We start from the raw sequence: 19,673 nt of genomic DNA, 5'->3' as shown, positions 1-19,673 counted from the left end.
GGGAGCAATCCCGCCTTTTCTCATCTGTTCTAACAATCAGTATTCCCACGTTTCCGGGTTGATACCCAGTTCACGCATGATTACCTTTGCTTCTTCCGGGATTTCATCACTGCGCTCTTTACGCAGGTCTTCATCGTTGGGTAATGGTTGCCCGGTAAAAGCATGCAGAAACGCTTCACACAGCAGTTCACTGTTGGTGGCGTGGCGCAGGTTGTTCACCTGACGACGCGTGCGTTCATCGGTAAGGATTTTTAACACCTTCAGAGGAATGGAAACCGTAATTTTTTTGACTTGCTCACTCTTCTTACCGTGCTCAGCGTATGGGCTGATATATTCGCCGCTCCATTCAGCCATGAGATACCTAATCCTCTTTGTCATTAATATTGAGGCCAGAACCTGAGCCCGGACCATAATTGTGCGTAGTTTATCGTAGTGGCGCGGCCCTGACACGAAGTAGCCGACGCAGATGTACGCTAATGCATATAATTTTAACGGCTATTTCCAGTTTGCTCAATCTATACGCAAAGAAGTTTAGATGTCCAGATGTATTGACGGCTATAGTAACAATGATTACTCTGGTGCCTGACTTTTCACCGACTCAGCCAGGATCTTCTCAATATGACGCGTAAACAGGCCACCATCGCAGTGCGTAGCGGGTTAAATGACGACGAACAGTACGGTTGCGTTGTCCCGCCGATTCACCTCTCCAGCACCTATAACTTTACCGGATTTAATGAACCTCGTGCTCATGACTATTCGCGTCGCGGCAACCCAACGCGTGATGTCGTTCAACGTGCGCTGGCGGAACTGGAAGGTGGTGCAGGTGCTGTACTGACCAATACTGGCATGTCGGCGATTCATTTGGTGACCACTGTCTTCCTTAAGCCTGGCGATCTGCTGGTTGCACCGCACGACTGCTACGGCGGGAGCTACCGACTGTTTGACAGTCTGGCAAAGCGTGGCTGTTATCGCGTCCTGTTTGTCGATCAAGGAGATGAGCAGGCATTGCAGGCCGCATTGGCGGAAAAACCGAAGCTGGTGCTGGTAGAAAGTCCAAGCAACCCGCTGCTGCGCGTGGTGGATATTGCGAAAATCTGCCAGTTGGCGCGCGAGGCTGGCGCGGTCAGCGTGGTGGACAACACTTTTTTAAGCCCGGCACTGCAAAATCCACTGGCATTAGGCGCCGATCTGGTGTTGCATTCATGCACGAAATATTTAAACGGTCACTCAGACGTGGTGGCTGGTGTGGTTATAGCCAAAGATCCGGAAACGGTCACTGAACTGGCATGGTGGGCGAATAATATTGGTGTGACCGGCGGCGCGTTTGATAGTTATCTGCTGTTGCGCGGCCTGCGTACTTTGTCTCCTCGTATGGAGGTGGCGCAACGTAATGCTCAGGCGATAGTCGATTATCTGCAAACTCAGCCGCTGGTGAAAAAATTGTATCACCCGTCATTGCCGGATAATCAGGGCCATGAGATTGCTGCGCGTCAGCAAAAAGGCTTTGGCGCGATGTTAAGTTTTGAACTGGATGGCGATGAGCAAACGCTGCGCCGTTTCCTCGGCGGGTTGTCATTGTTTACGCTGGCGGAATCGTTAGGGGGCGTTGAAAGTCTGATCTCCCACGCCGCAACCATGACACACGCGGGCATGGCACCAGAAGCGCGTGCTGCTGCCGGAATTTCCGAAACGCTGCTGCGTATCTCCACCGGTATTGAAGATGGCGAAGATTTAATTGCCGACCTGGAAAATGGCTTCCGGGCTGCAAACAAGGGGTAAACATGAGTGTGATTGCGCAGGCAGGGGCGAAGGGTCGTCAACTGCACAAATTTGGTGGTAGTAGTCTGGCAGACGTGAAATGTTATCTGCGTGTCGCAGGCATTATGGCGGATTACTCGCAGCCTGATGACATGATGGTTGTTTCAGCCGCAGGCAGTACCACTAACCAGTTGATTAGCTGGCTGAAATTAAGCCAGACCGATCGCCTTTCTGCGCATCAGGTTCAACAGGCGTTACGTCGCTATCAAAGTGAGCTTATCAGCGGTTTGTTACCTCCCGAGGTGGCGGATGGACTGATTGGCGCGTTTATTCACGATCTGGAACGCCTGGCTGGGTTACTCGACAGCGGCGTGAACGATGCCGTCTATGCTGAGGTTGTTGGGCATGGCGAGGTATGGTCCGCGCGTTTGATGTCTGCCGTCCTTAATCAACAGGGGCTGGAGTCGGCCTGGCTGGATGCGCGCGATTTTTTACGTGCTGAACGCGGTGCCCAGCCGCAGGTAGATGAAGGTCTTTCTTACCCATTACTGCAGCAACTGTTGGCGCAGCATCCGGGTAAACGCCTGGTGGTTACCGGCTTTATTAGCCGCAGCAATGCCGGTGAAACAGTGCTACTGGGGCGTAACGGTTCTGACTACTCGGCGACGCAGGTTGGTGCGCTGGCGGGCGTTTCCCGAGTAACCATCTGGAGCGATGTCGCTGGGGTTTACAGCGCGGATCCGCGTAAAGTAAAAGACGCCTGTTTGCTGCCGCTGCTGCGTCTGGATGAAGCCAGCGAGCTGGCGCGTCTGGCGGCACCGGTTCTCCATGCCCGTACCTTACAGCCGGTTTCCGGTAGCGATATCGATCTCCAGTTGCGTTGTAGCTATACCCCAGAACAGGGTTCAACGCGTATTGAGCGAGTACTGGCCTCCGGTACCGGGGCGCGTATTGTGACCAGTCATGATGACGTCTGCCTGATTGAGTTTCTGGTTCCGACTGGCCAGGATTTTAAGCTGGCTTATAAAGAGATTGACCAGGTTTTAAAACGTAGCCAGGTGCGTCCGCTGGCAGTGGGCGTGCATCCTGACCGCCAGCTATTGCAATTTTGCTACACCTCCGAAGTCGCTGACAGCGCGCTGAAAATTCTGGATGAAGCTGGCCTGCCAGGCGAGCTGCGTCTGCGCCAGGGGCTGGCGCTGGTGGCGATGGTCGGGGCGGGCGTCACCCGTAATCCGCTGCACTGCCACCGTTTCTGGCAACAGTTGAAAGGTCAGCCGGTTGAATTTACTTGGCAGTCGGAAGAGGGCATCAGCCTGGTCGCGGTACTGCGTACTGGGCCAACGGAGAGCCTGATTCAGGGTCTGCATCAGTCAATCTTCCGTGCTGAAAAACGCATTGGTCTGGTGTTGTTCGGCAAAGGCAACATTGGGTCGCGCTGGCTGGAGCTGTTCGCTCGCGAGCAGAGCACGCTCTCGGCGCGTACCGGATTAGAGTTTGTGCTGGCGGGTGTGGTTGATAGCCGTCGTAGCCTGCTGAATTACGAAGGGCTGGATGCCAGCCGCGCGTTAGCTTTCTTTGATGACGAGGCGGTAGAGCAGGATGAAGAGTCTCTATTCCTGTGGATGCGTGCTCACCCGTATGATGATTTAGTGGTGCTGGATGTGACAGCGAGCGAGCAACTGGCGGATCAGTATCTGGATTTTGCCAGCCATGGTTTCCACGTTATCAGCGCCAACAAACTGGCCGGGGCGAGCAGCAGTAATAATTACCGCCAGATTCATGACGCTTTCGAAAAAACGGGTCGCCACTGGTTATATAACGCCACCGTGGGTGCAGGTTTGCCGATCAACCATACCGTGCGCGATCTGATTGATAGTGGCGATACCATTTTGTCGATCAGCGGGATCTTCTCCGGCACGTTGTCGTGGTTGTTCCTGCAATTTGATGGCACGGTCCCATTCACCGATCTGGTGGATCAGGCATGGCAACAGGGTCTGACTGAACCCGATCCGCGCGTAGATCTTTCCGGCAAAGATGTGATGCGTAAGCTGGTGATTCTGGCGCGTGAAGCGGGTTACGACATCGAACCGGACCAGGTTCGCGTGGAATCGCTGGTGCCTGCGCATTGTGAAGAAGGCTCTATTGACCATTTCTTTGAGAATGGCGATGAACTGAACGAGCAGATGGTGCAGCGTCTGGAAGCGGCGCGTGAAATGGGGCTGGTGCTGCGCTATGTAGCGCGTTTTGATGCTAACGGCAAAGCTCGCGTTGGTGTTGAAGCGGTTCGCCCTGAACACCCGCTGGCGGCGCTGTTGCCGTGCGATAACGTATTCGCCATAGAGAGCCGCTGGTATCGCGATAACCCGCTGGTGATCCGTGGACCGGGCGCGGGCCGTGACGTTACCGCTGGGGCGATTCAGTCTGACATCAACCGTTTAGCGCAGTTGCTGTAATTTGCGTTGCCGGGTGGTGCTTACGCTTACCCGGCCTACATATGGCATGATCCGTAGGCCCGGTAAGCGGCAGTGCCACCGGGCAAATCGCGCTGGGTGATCAGGGTGTTGTATTGCTCCGCCAGCGTCCTTATCGTCTGAAACACCGAATGAGCCGAGTAACGGGCGCTATCCCGAAACTCCGCCTGCTGCTGTAACCAGGCGAGAAAATGGTGGCCTGCCGCCAGTGTGATTGACGCCCCTTTTTCAACCTGACCCTCCGTTAACAGACACACCATTTTGCGTGTGTCGCCTTGTTGCCAAATTTGCCACTGGTTTTGCCACCACCCCTGCCAGGTTTTACCCAGCAATCGCCAGGGCAGTGTGCACTTATCGCTATTGATCTCTTCATCAATAAACCAAAGCGAAGCGTGATGATCGCGATATTGCTGCGCCCATGCGGTAATCGCCGCGCCGCGCAGAAAACATTCGTGGGCAATAATGTGCGTTTTTACCTCAGGCCAGAGATGGCTCAGTATGCGGAAATGTCCGTGCGCGGTAATGACCGGACGTAAAACTGCACCGTTGGCATTTCGTTTGAGCATGGCACTGCCGTACTGGATTTCATCAAACTGGCTGCGGCGTAAAAACAGGGTTTCCCTCTGTCTTACTCGTTCAACGATATCGTCATGAATGACCGTAGGTTCAACGTTGTTACGCCAGCGGTATCGCAATGTATCCCCTACGAGATGGGGCGTGAAATTACTGGAAATATGCAAAATATTGCCGCGAATAGCGTCAAAACTGAGTAATACATAAAGTTTCTGGTCGGTGCAGGCTCCCTGAAAAGGGACGATTAAGGGAACCGTCGCTATTTGTTCTGGTGGAACAATGGTGGTGAGCGGCTGCTGCTTTGGTGTCCAGACTTGTTTGCAGCTCCGGCACTGAACGCGTTGGCTGCCCTGAGGATTATGCCCATAGAGGATGGTTTCCCGCTGATAACATCGTGGGCAAAAATGACCGCTTTGGGCGGCAAAATCCGTTAAATATGCTGACAACCACCCACCAAACTGTTCCTCATTAAACAGCGGTGGATAGCTGCCGCATGCCCGGCAATGCAGCGCAGCATAACCCAACCGATACTCGGGCCAGCTGTAATCTGGTGAGCTCGCCAGTCCCAGATTTTTACAGCCGAAGGACTTACAGCAATTGATGGTGAACAGTGACGTCATCGTATTACCAACGATTTTTAATGGTCGTTGATTTTGACCCGCGACTATCACCAGTGGATGTGAGTTTTCTCACATAAAAAAACCTTTCAGAACGTAACGTAGCGATTCTTTATATGACTGAAAGGGATTGATTATGAAGTTAAAAATGCTTGCTGTTGGTGTTCTGGTATCGTTGCCGCTTTGGGCGAGTGCCAAAGATGTCACGATTATCTATACCAATGATCTTCACGCCCACGTTGAACCTTATAAAGTCCCATGGATTGCTAATGGCACGCGTGATATTGGTGGTTGGGCTAATATCACGACGATGGTGAAGCAGGAAAAAACGAAAAATAGCGCCACCTGGTTTTTTGATGCCGGTGATTATTTTACCGGGCCGTATATCAGCAGCTTGACCAAGGGTAAGGCGATTATCGATATCATGAACACCATGAATTTTGATGCTGTCACCATGGGTAATCATGAATTCGATCACGGTTGGGATAACACGCTACTACAACTGAGTCAGGCGAAATTCCCCATCGTGCAGGGTAATATCTTTTATCAGAACAGCAGCAAAATGTTCTGGGATAAGCCTTACACCATTATTGAAAAAGATGGCGTGAAGATTGGTGTGATTGGCCTGCACGGCGTGTTTGCTTTTGATGATACGGTTTCTGCTGCGACACGTGTCGGTATTGAAGCGCGGGATGAAGTGAAGTGGTTGCAACGCTATATCGATGAGCTTAAAGGTAAAGTCGATCTCACTGTGGCGCTGATCCATGAAGGTACGCCAGCGCGTCAGTCTAGCCAGGGAAGTACAGATGTGCGCCGTGCATTGGATAAAGACATCCAGACCGCAGGTCAGGTAAAGGGGCTGGATATCCTGATTACCGGCCATGCGCATGTGGGCACGCCGGAGCCGATTAAAGTCGGTAACACTCTGATTCTTTCTACCGACAGCGGCGGTATTGATGTGGGTAAACTGGTGCTGGATTATCAGCAGAAACCGCATCAATTTACCGTGAAGAACTTCGAGCTGAAGACCATTTATGCTGATGAGTGGCAGCCAGACCCGCAGACGAAACAGGTCATTGATGGCTGGAATAAAAAGCTTGATAAGTTGGTACAACAGACGGTTGCAAACTCTCCGGTTGAGCTGACGCGTGCTTACGGTGAATCTTCTTCGTTGGGCAATCTGGCGGCGGATGCGTTGCTGGTGGCGGCAGGTAAAGATACTCAATTAGCGCTCACTAATTCGGGCGGTATCCGTAATGAAATCCCAGCAGGTGCTATCACGATGGGTGCAGTCATTAGCACCTTCCCGTTCCCCAACGAGCTGTCAACAATGGATCTCACCGGTAAACAGTTGCGTAGCCTGATGGAGCACGGCGCGGGTTTAAGCAACGGTGTATTGCAGGTGTCCAAAGGACTGGAGATGAAGTATGACAGCAGTAAACCAGTCGGTCAGCGCGTCACCGTACTAACGTTAAACGGTAAACCGATTGAGGATGCCACGGTTTATCACATTGCCACCAATAGCTTCCTGGCAGACGGCGGTGATGGTTTTACGGCATTTACCGAAGGAAAAGCGCGAAATACCTCCGGAGGTTACTATGTCTCTAATGCTGTCGTTGACTATTTCAAGGCGGGAAATACGCTGACGGATGAGCAGCTTAAAGGCATGCGTGTGGCAGATGTGAAACCATAGTGAGCTCAGGCCAGCAGACAATCCGCTGGCCTGTTGTTTTAGCCTCTGTGAGAGGCAAATACCTCTTTCGCGGCGAACAAACCATTGAGTGCGGCAGGGAAGCCGGCATATACGGCCATCTGCATAATCACTTCAACGATCTCATCCTGCGTTAAACCAACGTGTAATGCCGCGCCAATATGCACTTTCAACTGCGGGGCGGCATTGCCCATTGCCGTTAAAGCGGCGACAGTGGCAATTTCTCGGCTGCGCAGGTCCAGACCTGGACGTGCATAGATGTCGCCAAACGGAAATTCCAGCAGGTAGCGGGCAAAATCCGGCGCGATATCCTTCAGGCTCTCAACGACGGCCTCTCCCCCTTTACCATCTACCTGTTGCAGCATTTTCTGGCCGGTAATAAAACGTTCTGATTCCATGATTTTTCCCTCGTAGGTGTGGCGTATGGCGAGAGAATAGGGGGCGTAGAATGATTTGGATAATACCGTTTCCGTGATACCTTTTCGGTATGACAACATCGCCATTACACTCTCTGGATATTCGCCTGCTGCGCTACTTTTCCGTAGTAGCGGAAGAGAACAATATGAGCCGGGCTGCGCAGCGCTTGTTCATGTCGCAACCGCCGTTGAGCCGCCACATTCGCCAGCTTGAAGATCGCCTGGGGGTCATACTGTTTGTCCGTCATACCCGTGGATTAACGCTGACGGAGGACGGCCAGCACGTACTTGAAATGGTGCGCCCGCTGCTTGATCTCCAGGACAAAACCTACGCTGCGTTGAGTCAATTAACGCAAATCGGGGAGCCATCTCTGCGCTTAGGGCTAAGTACAGCGTTTGAACAGGGCGTTTTTGCGGCGCTTGAGTCACAGCTGACTACGCATATGCAGAAGCGACATATTGTCCGTCATGGTTCGCCTGAACTCGCGCGTCTGGTGCGTCGTGGAAAGCTGGATGCCGCGCTGGTGGCGTTACCGCTTGAGACTTCGGGGCTTAGCGTCACGCCGCTCGGCTGGCAAGAATCGTTGATCGTCGCCTTACCCGCGCTCTGGCCAGAGGCAGCGCTGCCTTCGCTCTCGTTAATGTCGCTGAGCCACCGACCACTGTTCTGGTTCAAACGTGAACGTAACCCCGCCTTTTTTGATTACACCCGACATATTTTTAGTCATGCTGGTTACTCTCCTGCCTGTATTGAAGAACCGCTGGAACATGATGTGTTGTTGGCGCGGATCGCGCAGGGTGAAGGTCTGAGCCTGCTTCCGGCCTCCTTTTCCGCTATCCAACGTCGGGGGGTGATATTCCTGCCGCTTACCGATACCGAATTGCGTATTAGCACGGGGTTGCTGATGCTGCCTGAAAACGTAAAAAAATTAGCATGGCTGCAGACGGTCATGGCGCAATCCCTCATCAATTCAGACTGATGTGAATTTTTTTCACGTTGGCTGAGTATTCCTCACCTTTAGCGATGATTTTTGTGTTGACGCCAGCATGCTTTTCCGTCATTTTTACATCTAGACGTCTAAACGTATAGCAGTTCACAACACAACATATAACGACAAAAGATTGATGAGGTAAGGTATGAGCTTTTTTCACGCCAACCAGCGGGAAGCCCTGAATCAGAGCCTGGCAGAAGTTGCCGGTCAGATTAACGTTTCATTTGAGTTTTTCCCGCCGCGCACCAGTGAAATGGAGCAAACCCTGTGGAACTCCATCGATCGCCTGAGCAGCCTGAAGCCGAAGTTTGTTTCAGTCACTTACGGTGCAAACTCTGGTGAGCGCGACCGTACGCACAGCATTATTAAAGGCATTAAGGATCGCACTGGCCTTGAAGCGGCTCCGCACCTGACCTGTATTGATGCAACCCGCGATGAGCTGCGTACCATTGCTCAGGACTACTGGAACAACGGTATTCGTCATATTGTTGCCCTGCGCGGTGACCTGCCGCCGGGAAGCGGTAAACCGGATATGTATGCTTCTGACCTGGTGACGCTACTGAAAGACGTTGCAGACTTTGATATCTCCGTTGCGGCTTACCCGGAAGTGCACCCGGAAGCGAAGAGCGCTCAGGCCGATCTGCTGAACCTGAAGCGTAAGGTTGATGCCGGTGCGAACCGTGCGATTACCCAGTTCTTCTTCGATGTAGAAAGCTATCTGCGCTTTCGTGATCGCTGTGTGTCTGCGGGAATCGACGTGGAAATTATTCCGGGTATCCTGCCAGTCTCCAACTTTAAGCAGGCGAAAAAATTTGCCGACATGACCAACGTCCGCATTCCGGCGTGGATGTCGACCATGTTTGATGGTCTGGATGATGACGCGGAAACCCGCAAGCTGGTGGGCGCTAATATCGCTATGGACATGGTGAAGATTCTCAGCCGCGAAGGGGTGAAAGATTTTCACTTCTATACCCTTAATCGTGCCGAGATGAGCTACGCTATTTGTCACACACTGGGTGTAAGACCGAACTAAACAGATCCCAGCCCTCTACGGAGGGCTTTTTGTTGATCATTTTGATCTACATCTCTGTAACGTAAAATATAAAAGGAATTAGCTATCGAATCTGTGGGTTATTTCGACTATATCTTATCACTGGTGGTGTATATCGTAGTCAGAACACTGTAAAGGGAGCATATAGATGAGCATGTCCGACGATAGCCAGAACACATCAACTGCCGGTAAGTGTCCTTTTCATCAGGGCGGTCACGACCAGAGCGCGGGAGCAGGAACGAACAACCGCGACTGGTGGCCAAATCAACTGCGCGTTGATCTTTTAAACCAACATTCCAACCGTTCTAACCCGCTGGGTGAGGACTTCGACTACCGCAAAGAGTTTAGCAAACTCGACTACTCTGCCCTGAAAGGGGATCTCAGAGCCCTTCTGTCCGAATCTCAACCGTGGTGGCCCGCTGACTGGGGAACCTATGCTGGATTGTTTATCCGCATGGCATGGCACGGTGCAGGGACCTATCGCTCCATCGATGGACGCGGTGGCGCGGGTCGCGGACAGCAGCGTTTTGCACCACTGAACTCCTGGCCGGACAACGTCAGCCTGGATAAAGCGCGTCGTCTGCTGTGGCCAATCAAGCAGAAATATGGCCAGAAAATTTCCTGGGCCGACCTGTTTATCCTCGCGGGTAACGTGGCGCTGGAAAACTCCGGCTTCCGCACCTTCGGCTTTGGTGCTGGTCGTGAAGATGTCTGGGAACCGGATCTCGACGTAAACTGGGGTGATGAAAAAGCCTGGCTGACTCACCGTCACCCGGAAGAACTGGCCAAAGCGCCGTTGGGCGCAACCGAAATGGGCCTTATCTATGTGAACCCGGAAGGACCGGACCATAGCGGCGAACCGCTTTCAGCGGCAGCGGCTATTCGCGCGACCTTCGGTAATATGGGTATGAACGACGAAGAAACCGTGGCGCTGATTGGCGGTGGTCATACGTTGGGCAAAACCCACGGCGCTGCACCGGCTTCGCACGTAGGCGCCGATCCTGAATCCGCACCGATTGAAGCACAAGGCCTGGGCTGGGCGAGCAGCTACGGCAGCGGCGCGGGCGCGGATGCCATTACATCCGGTCTGGAAGTTGTCTGGACGCAGACGCCAACCCAATGGAGCAACTATTTCTTCGAGAACCTGTTCAAATACGAGTGGGTACAAACCCGCAGTCCGGCAGGCGCTATTCAGTTTGAAGCGGTTGACGCGCCAGAAATTATTCCTGATCCGTTTGATCCATCGAAAAAACGTAAGCCGACGATGCTGGTTACCGACCTGACGCTGCGTTTCGATCCTGAGTTCGAGAAAATCTCCCGCCGTTTCCTGAACGATCCGCAGGCGTTCAACGAAGCGTTTGCTCGTGCGTGGTTTAAACTGACGCACCGTGATATGGGGCCAAAAGCGCGTTACATCGGACCGGAAGTGCCAAAAGAAGATCTGATTTGGCAAGACCCGCTGCCGCATGCGTTCTTCAACCCAAGCGAAGAAGATATCCTGAAGCTGAAAGCGACCATTGCCGCTTCCGGGCTGTCCGTGGGCGAACTGGTATCGGTAGCGTGGGCGTCGGCATCGACTTTCCGCGGTGGGGATAAACGTGGCGGCGCTAACGGTGCGCGTCTGGCGCTGGATCCACAGCGAGGCTGGGATGTGAATGCCACCGCAGCACGCGTTCTGCCTGTGCTGGAAGGGATTTATAAGTCTGCCCATACCGCCTCGTTGGCCGATATTATCGTGCTGGCCGGGGTTGTTGGTATCGAGCAGGCGGCTAGCGCTGCGGGCGTCAGCATTAAGGTACCTTTTGCGCCGGGCCGCGTGGATGCGCGCCAGGATCAAACGGATATTGAGATGTTTGAACTGCTTGAGCCGATCGCCGATGGCTTCCGTAACTACCGCGCCCGTCCTGACGTATCGACCACCGAGTCGCTGCTGATCGATAAAGCACAGCAGCTGACGCTAACCGCACCGGAAATGACCGTGCTGGTGGGCGGTATGCGCGTACTGGGCACCAACTTTGATGGTAGCCAGCACGGTGTCTTTACCGATCGTCCAGGCGTACTCAGCACTGACTTCTTCGTCAATCTGCTGGATATGCGCCATGAGTGGAAGGCGGTTGATGAGTCACAAGAGCTGTTTGAAGGTCGTGACCGTCTGAGTGGCGAAGTAAAATACACCGCAACCCGCGCCGATCTGGTATTTGGTTCTAACTCTGTACTGCGCGCAGTGGCTGAAGTTTATGCCTGCAGCGATGCCCACGAGAAGTTCGTGAGAGATTTCGTGGCCGCATGGGTGAAAGTGATGAACCTGGATCGTTTCGATCTGCTGTAACAGACAATGCCGGATGCCGCTTGCGCGGGTCCGGCATGGTAGGAATAAAAAAATCCCCGCATTTGCGGGGATTTTCTATTTGCAGGTTATTCCCACTCTTGCAGGTAACGTTGACCGTACTGGTCAGCCACAAGCAGGGCGGCATACACCTAGTCCGGCGTTGCGCCGCCAGGCATGTTGTGGATGGTTTCGCCTTCGGCACAGGCTGCCTCAGCCACAATGCGCATTTTCGCCTGAATATCCTGTTTGATATCCAGTTGTGCCAGGGTAATCGGCAAGCCAACGGAATGGCACAGCGCGGCAACGGTTTCAATTTCATCGACCGGCGCGTTTTCCAGCACCAACTGCGTCAGCGTACCGAAAGCCACTTTCTCGCCGTGGTAATAATGATGTGCATCCGGGATTGCGGTCAGACCGTTATGAATGGCGTGAGCCGCTGCCAGACCACCGCTTTCAAAACCGACGCCACTCAGATAGGTGTTGGCTTCAATAATGCGCTCCAGTGCTGGTGTAACCACGTGCTGCTCTGCAGCCAGCATCGCTTTTTCACCTTCTTCGATCAGCGTATTAAAGCACAGCTCTGCCAGCGCCAGCGCCGCCTGAGTACACTGACCGCCCGCCATGGTGGTTGCGCCGCTGCGTGAACAGGCACGCGCTTCGAACCAGGTCGCCAGCGCATCGCCAATACCCGCAGCTAACAGACGCGCCGGTGCGCCCGCGACAATTTTGGTATCAACAATGACCCTGTCCGGGTTATTAGGCAGCAGCAGATAGCGATCGAATTCACCGGCATCGGTGTAAATGACGGACAGCGCGCTGCACGGCGCATCGGTAGAGGCGATGGTTGGCGCAATGGCGACAGGCACGCCCATAAAGTGCGCCAGCGCTTTGGCGGTATCCAGCGTTTTACCGCCACCAATACCAAGTACTGCCGCACACTGCGCTTTTTCCGCTACGACGCGCAGACGGTCGATTTCGTTTTGTGAACATTCGCCGCCAAACGGTGCAATCTCCAGCGCCAGTCCGGCATCCAGGAAGCTTTTTTCCAGTGCACCCTGGGCAAAGCCTAAGACAAACTTGTCTCCAACGACCAGCCAGCGCTCTGCCAGTGGTTTGAGGTAGCTGCCAAGACGGGTAATAACATCAGCACCCTGGATGTACTTACCAGGTGATTGAATAATGCGATCCATACTTTATTTCCTCACAGGTTGATGTGACCAAATGCGTTGTTCCAGTCCTGCTCAAACTTCTCTATTGCTGACTCTACCGCAGGGGTATTGAGCATTTGTTGCGCTACGTCTAATGGTAGGGTGATTGCTTCACATCCTGCCAGCAAGCAATCCAGCGCCTGACGTGGAGTTTTAAAGCTGGCCGCCAGTACCATGCTGTTCGGTGCATGCAGTTCCAGCAATGTTTGCAGTTCCTGTACTGTGCGAATCCCGTCGCCGCCCTGCGCGTCGATACGGTTAACGTAAGGCGCGATATATTTCGCTCCTGCCAGCGCAGCCAGTAGCCCCTGAGAAGCACTGTAAACGGCGGTTCCCAGCGTGGTGATACCCTCTTTTTTCAGCATCTTGATCGCGGCCAGACCTTCGGATGTCACCGGGATTTTCACTACCAGACCGGGCACCGCATTGCTCAGGCGTTTAGCTTCTTCCACCATGCCCTGCGCATCCCGGCTCATGGTCTGGGCAAACAGAATGCCCTCTTTGCCAATGGCGTTCTGCAGGCGTGGCAGCACATCCCAGATGGATTCTTTGCTTGCTGCCACAATGCTTGGGTTGGTGGTGACGCCCGCGATAGGGAAGATGCGGGCCAGACGTTCGACTTCCGCGACATTGGCGGTATCAAGATAAAGTTCCATACAAAAACACCCTCTACGTTTTCCGTTAGCTGCCCGTTGCCGGGTTGCTTTGCTATGCACAGGATAAGAGTGTTTCGTCACGCAGTGCTATCTGACAAATCTGTCAAAAGCTGGATAAATGTAATATGTCTATAAAAGTGAGAGATACTTCACATGTAAGTGATATGTGCTGGTATATGTTTTTTGATAATACAAAAATCCAGTAAATGTTACCTTTGTCTCCGTTTTCTGTCCCAGTATGCGATTATTACTGGTCAGTTTTTTTCTCCGTCAACTGGCTGTGATACTGCCGACGATACTCTGACGGCGAACGTTCAGTATTCTTGCGAAACAGGCGGCAGAAGTAGTTGCTGTCAATAAACCCACAGGTGTGCGCCACGTCTTTGATCTTCAGCTCGTAACCCTTTAACAGCGTTTTTGCGTGTTCCAGTCGCGTGTGGTTCAGGTATTCGTTAAAACCGATAGCGCCCGTTTTTTGAAACAGGTGGGAGAGGTAATTGGGTGAAATGTAAAACGCCTGTGCGACGGATTCACGGGTGAGTGGTGAAGCGTAGCGTTCGTCAATATAGCCGCGAATGGCGTCGAAAAGCGCCTGACTACGTGATGCGGTTTGGATCTGGCTGCCGAGCAGATCGCGACAGTGGCTCAGCAAGCTCGCAACGATTAGCCTGGCCGTTTGCTGCTCCTGTGGCTGCATTTGCATCTCATGGAGCGTTTGCAGCAGAAAAGAGCCAATACGCGGCCCGCGCCGAGCGACGTGCTGGTGGGTAATGTTTTGATATTGCTTGCCGTCCCATTGGACGACGCTGAAACCCAGTTGCTGTTTGCCGAACAGAATGCTGAGTGTCGTGACCGGTGTGATCCACTGCGGAATATTCCAGCCGCCAGCCGGAACAAACAAGACATCGCCGGGGGTAAGCACCTTATCGATGCCAGAATCCGCAAATTCACCTTCCAGCACAATTTCCAGCCGGGGAAAATCGACCTGATACGCCAGTTCCGGCGTTGTGCTATTGGTGCTGGCGAAATAAATCTGCCGCAGCGGCGTGGGGCCGTTAATCAGGCGGGAGAGAAGATGGCTGACGTCGTGATACATGTTAATCCCTTGCAGGCAGCAGACAGGGAAACAGTAACGTTGAAAACAATCGCCCTCAAGTGATTATTGCCGGATGGCGGCTAATGCCATATCCGGCCTACAAGTCTTTGCGAGCTGTAGGCCGGATAAGCGTAGCGCATCCGGCAGACGGTTATTGATTACCGATTTGATCGCCGTAAGGCAGGGAATCGTAATCTATCAGGGCATTTTTCTTGTACGGATTGCCAATCCAGCGGGTTGTCTCTTTGAACTGCGGACTGGTAATGGCGCGAGTTGGATCGAAGCCATCGTAGGTGAAGCCCGCTAAGTCAGACCATGTATGGATAAGCTCTGAGCTGCTGTATTTACGATTCACATCCTGTGAGAAGTCGCGCGGGTGCGCGGCCTGCCATTTTTCCGAAGTCCACAACAGGAACGGCACCGTGTACATATGGCGCGTTGGGTTGTCTTCATTACGACCCTGCGTTTTGTGCGGTGGCGTATCGTAAACCTCTTCGCCATGATCGGAGAAGTACAGCAGGAAGCCGTTCGGATCGGTCGCTTTATAGTCTTTGATCAGGCTGGCAATAATATGATCGTTATAAACATTCGCGCTGTCGTAATCGTTGTAGGCTTCCAGCTCATCGTTACTCAGGCCTGCGGGAACATGGTCGATATTATTATCGAACTTACCCTGGCCATCCGGATAGCGGAATTTGTACTTAATATGCGTACCCAGCAGATGCACGATGATGAACTTTTTCGGTGCCGGGTCGGCCAGGACTTCTTTAAATGGCGCCAGCACGTTGCTGTCATATTCGCGCGCACTTTGCGTACGCTGCTGGTTCATATAGAACTGTTTATCCGTCTGCTTAGAGAACACCGTCAGCATGGTGTTGCGGGCGGTCATCGTCTGCTGATTAGTGATCCAGAAGGTTTTATAACCCGCCTGTTTCATCATGTTCATCAGGGACGGCTGAGTCAGATACAGATCCGGGTTCTTCTCGTTAGCGAAGGTCAGCGCCTGCTGCAGGATTTCAATGGTGTACGGACGGGAAGTCACGACATTATTGAATACGGTGAAGTTAGGATCGGATTTATGCAGCGCATCCAGTTCTGGCGTCGTTTCACGCGGATAGCCATACAGGCTCATGCGGCCACGTTGCGTTGACTCACCAATCACCAGTACCAGCGTACGCGGTGCGTCACCTGAACTGTCTTTAAAGTTAGCCAGCGGCGGCAGGGCATTGTTCTCATTCAGCAGGCTATTGAGCGAGGTCAACTGCTGACGATATTGATAATACCCGGAGATGAATTGCCACGGCGCGGCGGGCTCCATACGTGAAGCGAGCCCATCCAACGTTTTTTCAAACGGCTTATGTTTGATAAATGTGTTCACTGTCATCGGATGCAGAATCAATCCGTATAACAGTGCAAACGACACCAGATAGCGCCAGGGTGATGGAATATGTACCGGACGCAGACGTGTCCATAGCAGAATTGCCATTGCTGTATATGCCAGCGCAATTAAGACGATCTTCAGGCTGAAGTATTGACTCAGGTACTCGCTGGCTTCGTTCGCATTGGTTTCAAACATTACGTACAGAACGCTTTGCGAGAACTCTTGCCCGTAAATGACGTAATAGCTCAGCGCAGCCAGCGAGGCCGCCCATAGAATTACGCCAATGACGGCAGCAATAATGCGGATACGGTTTGGAAATAAAAATACCGGGATCAACCACAGCGAGCTGAACAGTAGGGAGTCGCGTAGGCCGGTAGATCCGCTATAGCCGCTAAAATAGATAACGGTCTGCAGTAATGAGGAAAAAAACCAAAAATAGAGGAGCGCCCAACCCAGGGCTTTCCAGCTAAAGGCGGGTTTAGACTGGAGTTGTAAGGATTGCATAATGTGAGCCTGTCTTTAATCGTAGCGCCAAGAGTAGCGACTAAACATTAAGAGGAACTGAAGCATCACGATCTCAGGATCGTGTTTTGCTGTTGTAATATTCACGTAGTGAATATGTTCAGGCAGGAATATATTGAAAATGAAGTGGTTGTAACAGCGGTTTTTACTGTCGCCTTCGTACAGTAGCACGAAGGCGACAGCAGGAGGGGACGTTAGCCTGTATTGCGCATACCGGCGGCGACACCCGCGATGGTCACCATCAGCGCTTGTTCAACGCGTGGATCCGGTTCATGGCCTTGCTCTTCGGCCTGGCGTGAGCGGTGTAACAACTCTGCCTGTAAGACGTTCAGCGGGTCAGTATAAACATTCCTTAACTGAATGGACTCGGCAATCCACGGCAGGTCGGCCATCAAATGTGAGTCGTTGGCAATCGCCAGTACGACATCGATATCTGCTGCCAGGCGTTGGCGTAGCTCTTCACCCAGCGGCCACAGCTCTTTTTTGACCAGGCGCTGATCGTAATACTCTGCCAGCCACAGGTCTGCTTTCGCGAAAACCATTTCCAGCATGCCAAGGCGTGTGGAGAAGAATGGCCAGTCGCGGCACATCGCTTCGAGTTCGCTTTGCTTACCATCTTCAACCACTTTTTGCAGCGCGGTACCAGCACCAAGCCAGGCCGGGAGCATCAGACGGTTCTGCGTCCAGGCAAAGATCCACGGTATAGCACGCAGAGACTCAACGCCGCCGGTCGGACGGCGTTTTGCCGGACGTGAACCGAGCGGCAATTTACCCAGTTCCTGCTCTGGTGTAGCTGAGCGGAAATAAGGGACGAAGTCTTTGTTTTCACGCACATATCCACGGTATAGCTCGCAGGAAATATCGGAAAGCTCATCCATGATATGACGCCAGTTATCCTTCGGTTCTGGCGGTGGTAACAGGTTGGCCTCCAGAATTGCTCCGGTATACAGCGACAGGCTGCTGATGGTCACTTCCGGCAGGCCGTACTTAAAGCGGATCATCTCCCCTTGTTCTGTCACGCGCAGACCGCCTTTCAGGCTGCCTGGTGGTTGAGAGAGCAGCGCCGCATGCGCAGGCGCGCCGCCGCGACCAATGGATCCGCCGCGACCATGGAACAGCGTCAGTTCGATACCGGCTTTTTCGCAGGTTTTGATCAGCGCGTCCTGAGCCTGGTATTGCGCCCAGGACGCTGCCATCACGCCCGCGTCTTTTGCGGAATCAGAGTAGCCAATCATGACCATCTGTTTGCCCTGGATAAAGCCGCGGTACCAGTCGATATTCAGAAGCTGGGACATGACGTCATCGGCATTGTTGAGGTCGTCCAGCGTTTCAAATAGCGGAGCGACCGGCATAGCAAAACCAATTCCGGCTTCTTTCAGCAGCAGATGCACGGCCAGCACATCCGACGGCGTTTTCGCCATCGAGATAACATAGGCGGCAATGGAGCCATACGGGGCTTCGGCAATGACCTGACAGGTGTCGAGCACTTCACGGGTGTCATTGCTCGGCTCCCAGTTACGCGGCAGGAGCGGACGCTTGGAATTCAGTTCGCGGATCAGGAAAGCCTGTTTATCTGCTTCCGACCAGTTTTCGTAGTCGCCAATGCCCAGATAACGAGTCAGCTCGCCCAGGGCTTCAGTATGGCGGGTGCTTTCCTGACGAATATCAATACGCACCAGCGGCACGCCGAAACACTTCACGCGCCTAAGGGTGTCGAGCAATTCGCCATTGGCGATGATGCCCATACCACAGGCCTGTAGAGACTGGTAGCACGCGTAAAGCGGGTCCCAGAGCTGTTCGTTTTGGGTGAGAAGTCCCGCAGGTTTCGGCAATTTCTCGCCTTTCAGACGAGCTTCAAGCCAGGCCTGGGTCGCCATCAGACGAGAACGCAGGGTTTTCATCAGATATCGGTAAGGTTCCGCTGCGCCTTCTTCACCTACCAGTGCCATCAGCTCCGGTGTAGCATCCACCATCGACAGCTCAGAAATCAGAAACTGGATGTCTTTCAGGAACAGGTCTGTCGCTTTCCAGCGGCTGAGCAATAGCACGTGACGGGTGATATCCGCCGTTACGTTCGGGTTGCCGTCACGGTCGCCGCCCATCCAGGAGGTAAATCGAACCGGGACAAAATCAACCGGCAGCTTATATCCAAGATGCTCTTCCAGTTGTTCATTCAGCTCGCGCAGGTAGTTCGGCACACCTTCCCACAGGCTGTTTTCAACAACCGCGAATCCCCATTTAGCTTCATCAACCGGGCTTGGGCGCAGTTTGCGGATTTCATCCGTATGCCAGGACTGAGCAATGAGCTGACGCAGACGGCGCATCAGTTGGTTGCGTTCATAATCGACGAGGTCTTTGTTATCAAGCTGCTTGAGGCAGGCGTTCACTTCACCCATTTTATGGATCAGCGTACGACGAGTGATCTCGGTCGGGTGGGCGGTGAGTACCAGCTCCAGAGAGAGTGATTCTACGGCTTTCTTGATGGTGGCGTCATTGAGGTTGGGCTGCTCTTTCAGTTTACGCAGAGTGCGAGCAATCACTTCCGGGTTGCTGGCGGCTTCGCCTTTTGGCGAAATGCTGTGGTACTGCTCGGCGGTGTTGGCCAGGTTTAGGAACTGGCTAAATGCGCGGGCAACCGGCAGCAGCTCGTCGTTAGACAGATTTTGCAGTGTGGTGAGCAATTCCTGGCGATTAATTTCATTGCCAGCGCGAGATGATTTGGACAGCTTTCGAATTGTTTCTACGCGATCAAGAATGTTCTCTCCCAACGCATCCTTGATGGTCTCTCCCAGCACTTTGCCGAGCATACTGACATTACTACGCAACGCGGAATATTGTTCGTTCATATTAACCCAGACACCCCATCTATTTTGAATATGTCCTGTATCT

Annotated in this window: 13 protein-coding genes and 1 pseudogene; 6 read left to right on the top strand and 8 right to left on the bottom strand. The window is 53.1% G+C overall.

The window, feature by feature from the left end; genetic code table 11:
• Positions 1 to 36: 36 nt before the first annotated feature.
• Positions 37 to 354 (bottom strand): met regulon transcriptional regulator MetJ, encoded by a 318-nt coding sequence (metJ, locus tag SK33_RS22555; RefSeq protein WP_003028816.1) that lies wholly within the window; start codon positions 352 to 354, stop codon positions 37 to 39.
• Between the two features lie 264 nt (positions 355 to 618).
• Between metJ and metB the strand changes: the two genes are divergently transcribed.
• Complete coding sequence (gene metB, locus SK33_RS22550; RefSeq protein WP_003028818.1) at positions 619 to 1,779, top strand: cystathionine gamma-synthase; 1,161 nt, start codon at positions 619 to 621, stop codon at positions 1,777 to 1,779.
• 2 nt (positions 1,780 to 1,781) lie between these two features.
• Positions 1,782 to 4,214, top strand: coding sequence for a bifunctional aspartate kinase/homoserine dehydrogenase II (gene metL, locus SK33_RS22545; protein WP_003028820.1), 2,433 nt, complete (start codon positions 1,782 to 1,784; stop codon positions 4,212 to 4,214).
• Positions 4,215 to 4,249: 35 nt separating this feature from the next.
• Here the strand turns inward: metL and SK33_RS22540 are convergent, their stop codons facing one another.
• A complete protein-coding gene (locus SK33_RS22540) occupies positions 4,250 to 5,425 on the bottom strand; it encodes a hypothetical protein (protein WP_048220115.1) in 1,176 nt (391 codons plus the stop codon).
• Between the two features lie 133 nt (positions 5,426 to 5,558).
• Between SK33_RS22540 and SK33_RS22535 the strand changes: the two genes are divergently transcribed.
• Positions 5,559 to 7,115 (top strand): bifunctional metallophosphatase/5'-nucleotidase, encoded by a 1,557-nt coding sequence (locus SK33_RS22535; protein ID WP_048220117.1) that lies wholly within the window; start codon positions 5,559 to 5,561, stop codon positions 7,113 to 7,115.
• Between the two features lie 38 nt (positions 7,116 to 7,153).
• Here SK33_RS22535 and SK33_RS22530 read toward each other — a convergent pair whose 3' ends face one another.
• On the bottom strand, positions 7,154 to 7,531 hold the full coding sequence (locus SK33_RS22530; RefSeq protein ID WP_003028825.1) for a carboxymuconolactone decarboxylase family protein: 378 nt from the start codon (positions 7,529 to 7,531) through the stop codon (positions 7,154 to 7,156).
• Positions 7,532 to 7,620: 89 nt separating this feature from the next.
• On the opposite strand from SK33_RS22530, the gene SK33_RS22525 reads away from it, so the two are divergent.
• From SK33_RS22525 to katG, 3 genes are all read left to right on the top strand, one after another.
• Entirely contained in the window at positions 7,621 to 8,529 is a 909-nt protein-coding gene (locus tag SK33_RS22525) for a LysR family transcriptional regulator (RefSeq protein ID WP_048220118.1), read from the top strand.
• A gap of 157 nt (positions 8,530 to 8,686) precedes the next feature.
• Entirely contained in the window at positions 8,687 to 9,574 is an 888-nt protein-coding gene (gene metF / locus SK33_RS22520) for a methylenetetrahydrofolate reductase (protein WP_003028830.1), read from the top strand.
• A 166-nt stretch (positions 9,575 to 9,740) separates the two neighbouring features.
• Positions 9,741 to 11,921: a catalase/peroxidase HPI gene (katG, locus tag SK33_RS22515; RefSeq protein WP_003028832.1), complete on the top strand. Its 2,181-nt coding sequence runs from the start codon at positions 9,741 to 9,743 to the stop codon at positions 11,919 to 11,921.
• Positions 11,922 to 12,007: 86 nt separating this feature from the next.
• Here katG and gldA read toward each other — a convergent pair.
• The 5 genes and pseudogenes from gldA to ppc all read right to left on the bottom strand — a co-directional run bounded on the left by gldA (position 12,008) and on the right by ppc (position 19,630).
• Positions 12,008 to 13,111 (bottom strand): annotated as a pseudogene (gldA, locus tag SK33_RS22510) (bifunctional L-1,2-propanediol dehydrogenase/glycerol dehydrogenase).
• 11 nt (positions 13,112 to 13,122) lie between these two features.
• On the bottom strand, positions 13,123 to 13,785 hold the full coding sequence (fsa, locus tag SK33_RS22505) for a fructose-6-phosphate aldolase (protein ID WP_016151282.1): 663 nt from the start codon (positions 13,783 to 13,785) through the stop codon (positions 13,123 to 13,125).
• A 247-nt stretch (positions 13,786 to 14,032) separates the two neighbouring features.
• Positions 14,033 to 14,881, bottom strand: coding sequence for an AraC family transcriptional regulator (locus SK33_RS22500; protein WP_032950728.1), 849 nt, complete (start codon positions 14,879 to 14,881; stop codon positions 14,033 to 14,035).
• 151 nt (positions 14,882 to 15,032) lie between these two features.
• Entirely contained in the window at positions 15,033 to 16,766 is a 1,734-nt protein-coding gene (locus SK33_RS22495; protein ID WP_048220121.1) for a phosphoethanolamine transferase CptA, read from the bottom strand.
• A gap of 212 nt (positions 16,767 to 16,978) precedes the next feature.
• Positions 16,979 to 19,630, bottom strand: coding sequence for a phosphoenolpyruvate carboxylase (ppc, locus tag SK33_RS22490; RefSeq protein ID WP_044714678.1), 2,652 nt, complete (start codon positions 19,628 to 19,630; stop codon positions 16,979 to 16,981).
• Positions 19,631 to 19,673 lie beyond the last annotated feature (43 nt).

The organism is Citrobacter sp. MGH103, from assembly GCF_001034475.2.
In the GTDB taxonomy this organism is placed as follows: domain Bacteria; phylum Pseudomonadota; class Gammaproteobacteria; order Enterobacterales; family Enterobacteriaceae; genus Citrobacter; species Citrobacter freundii.
Note: the sequence above shows the minus strand (reverse complement) of the source record. Positions and strands in the feature narration are given on the sequence as shown.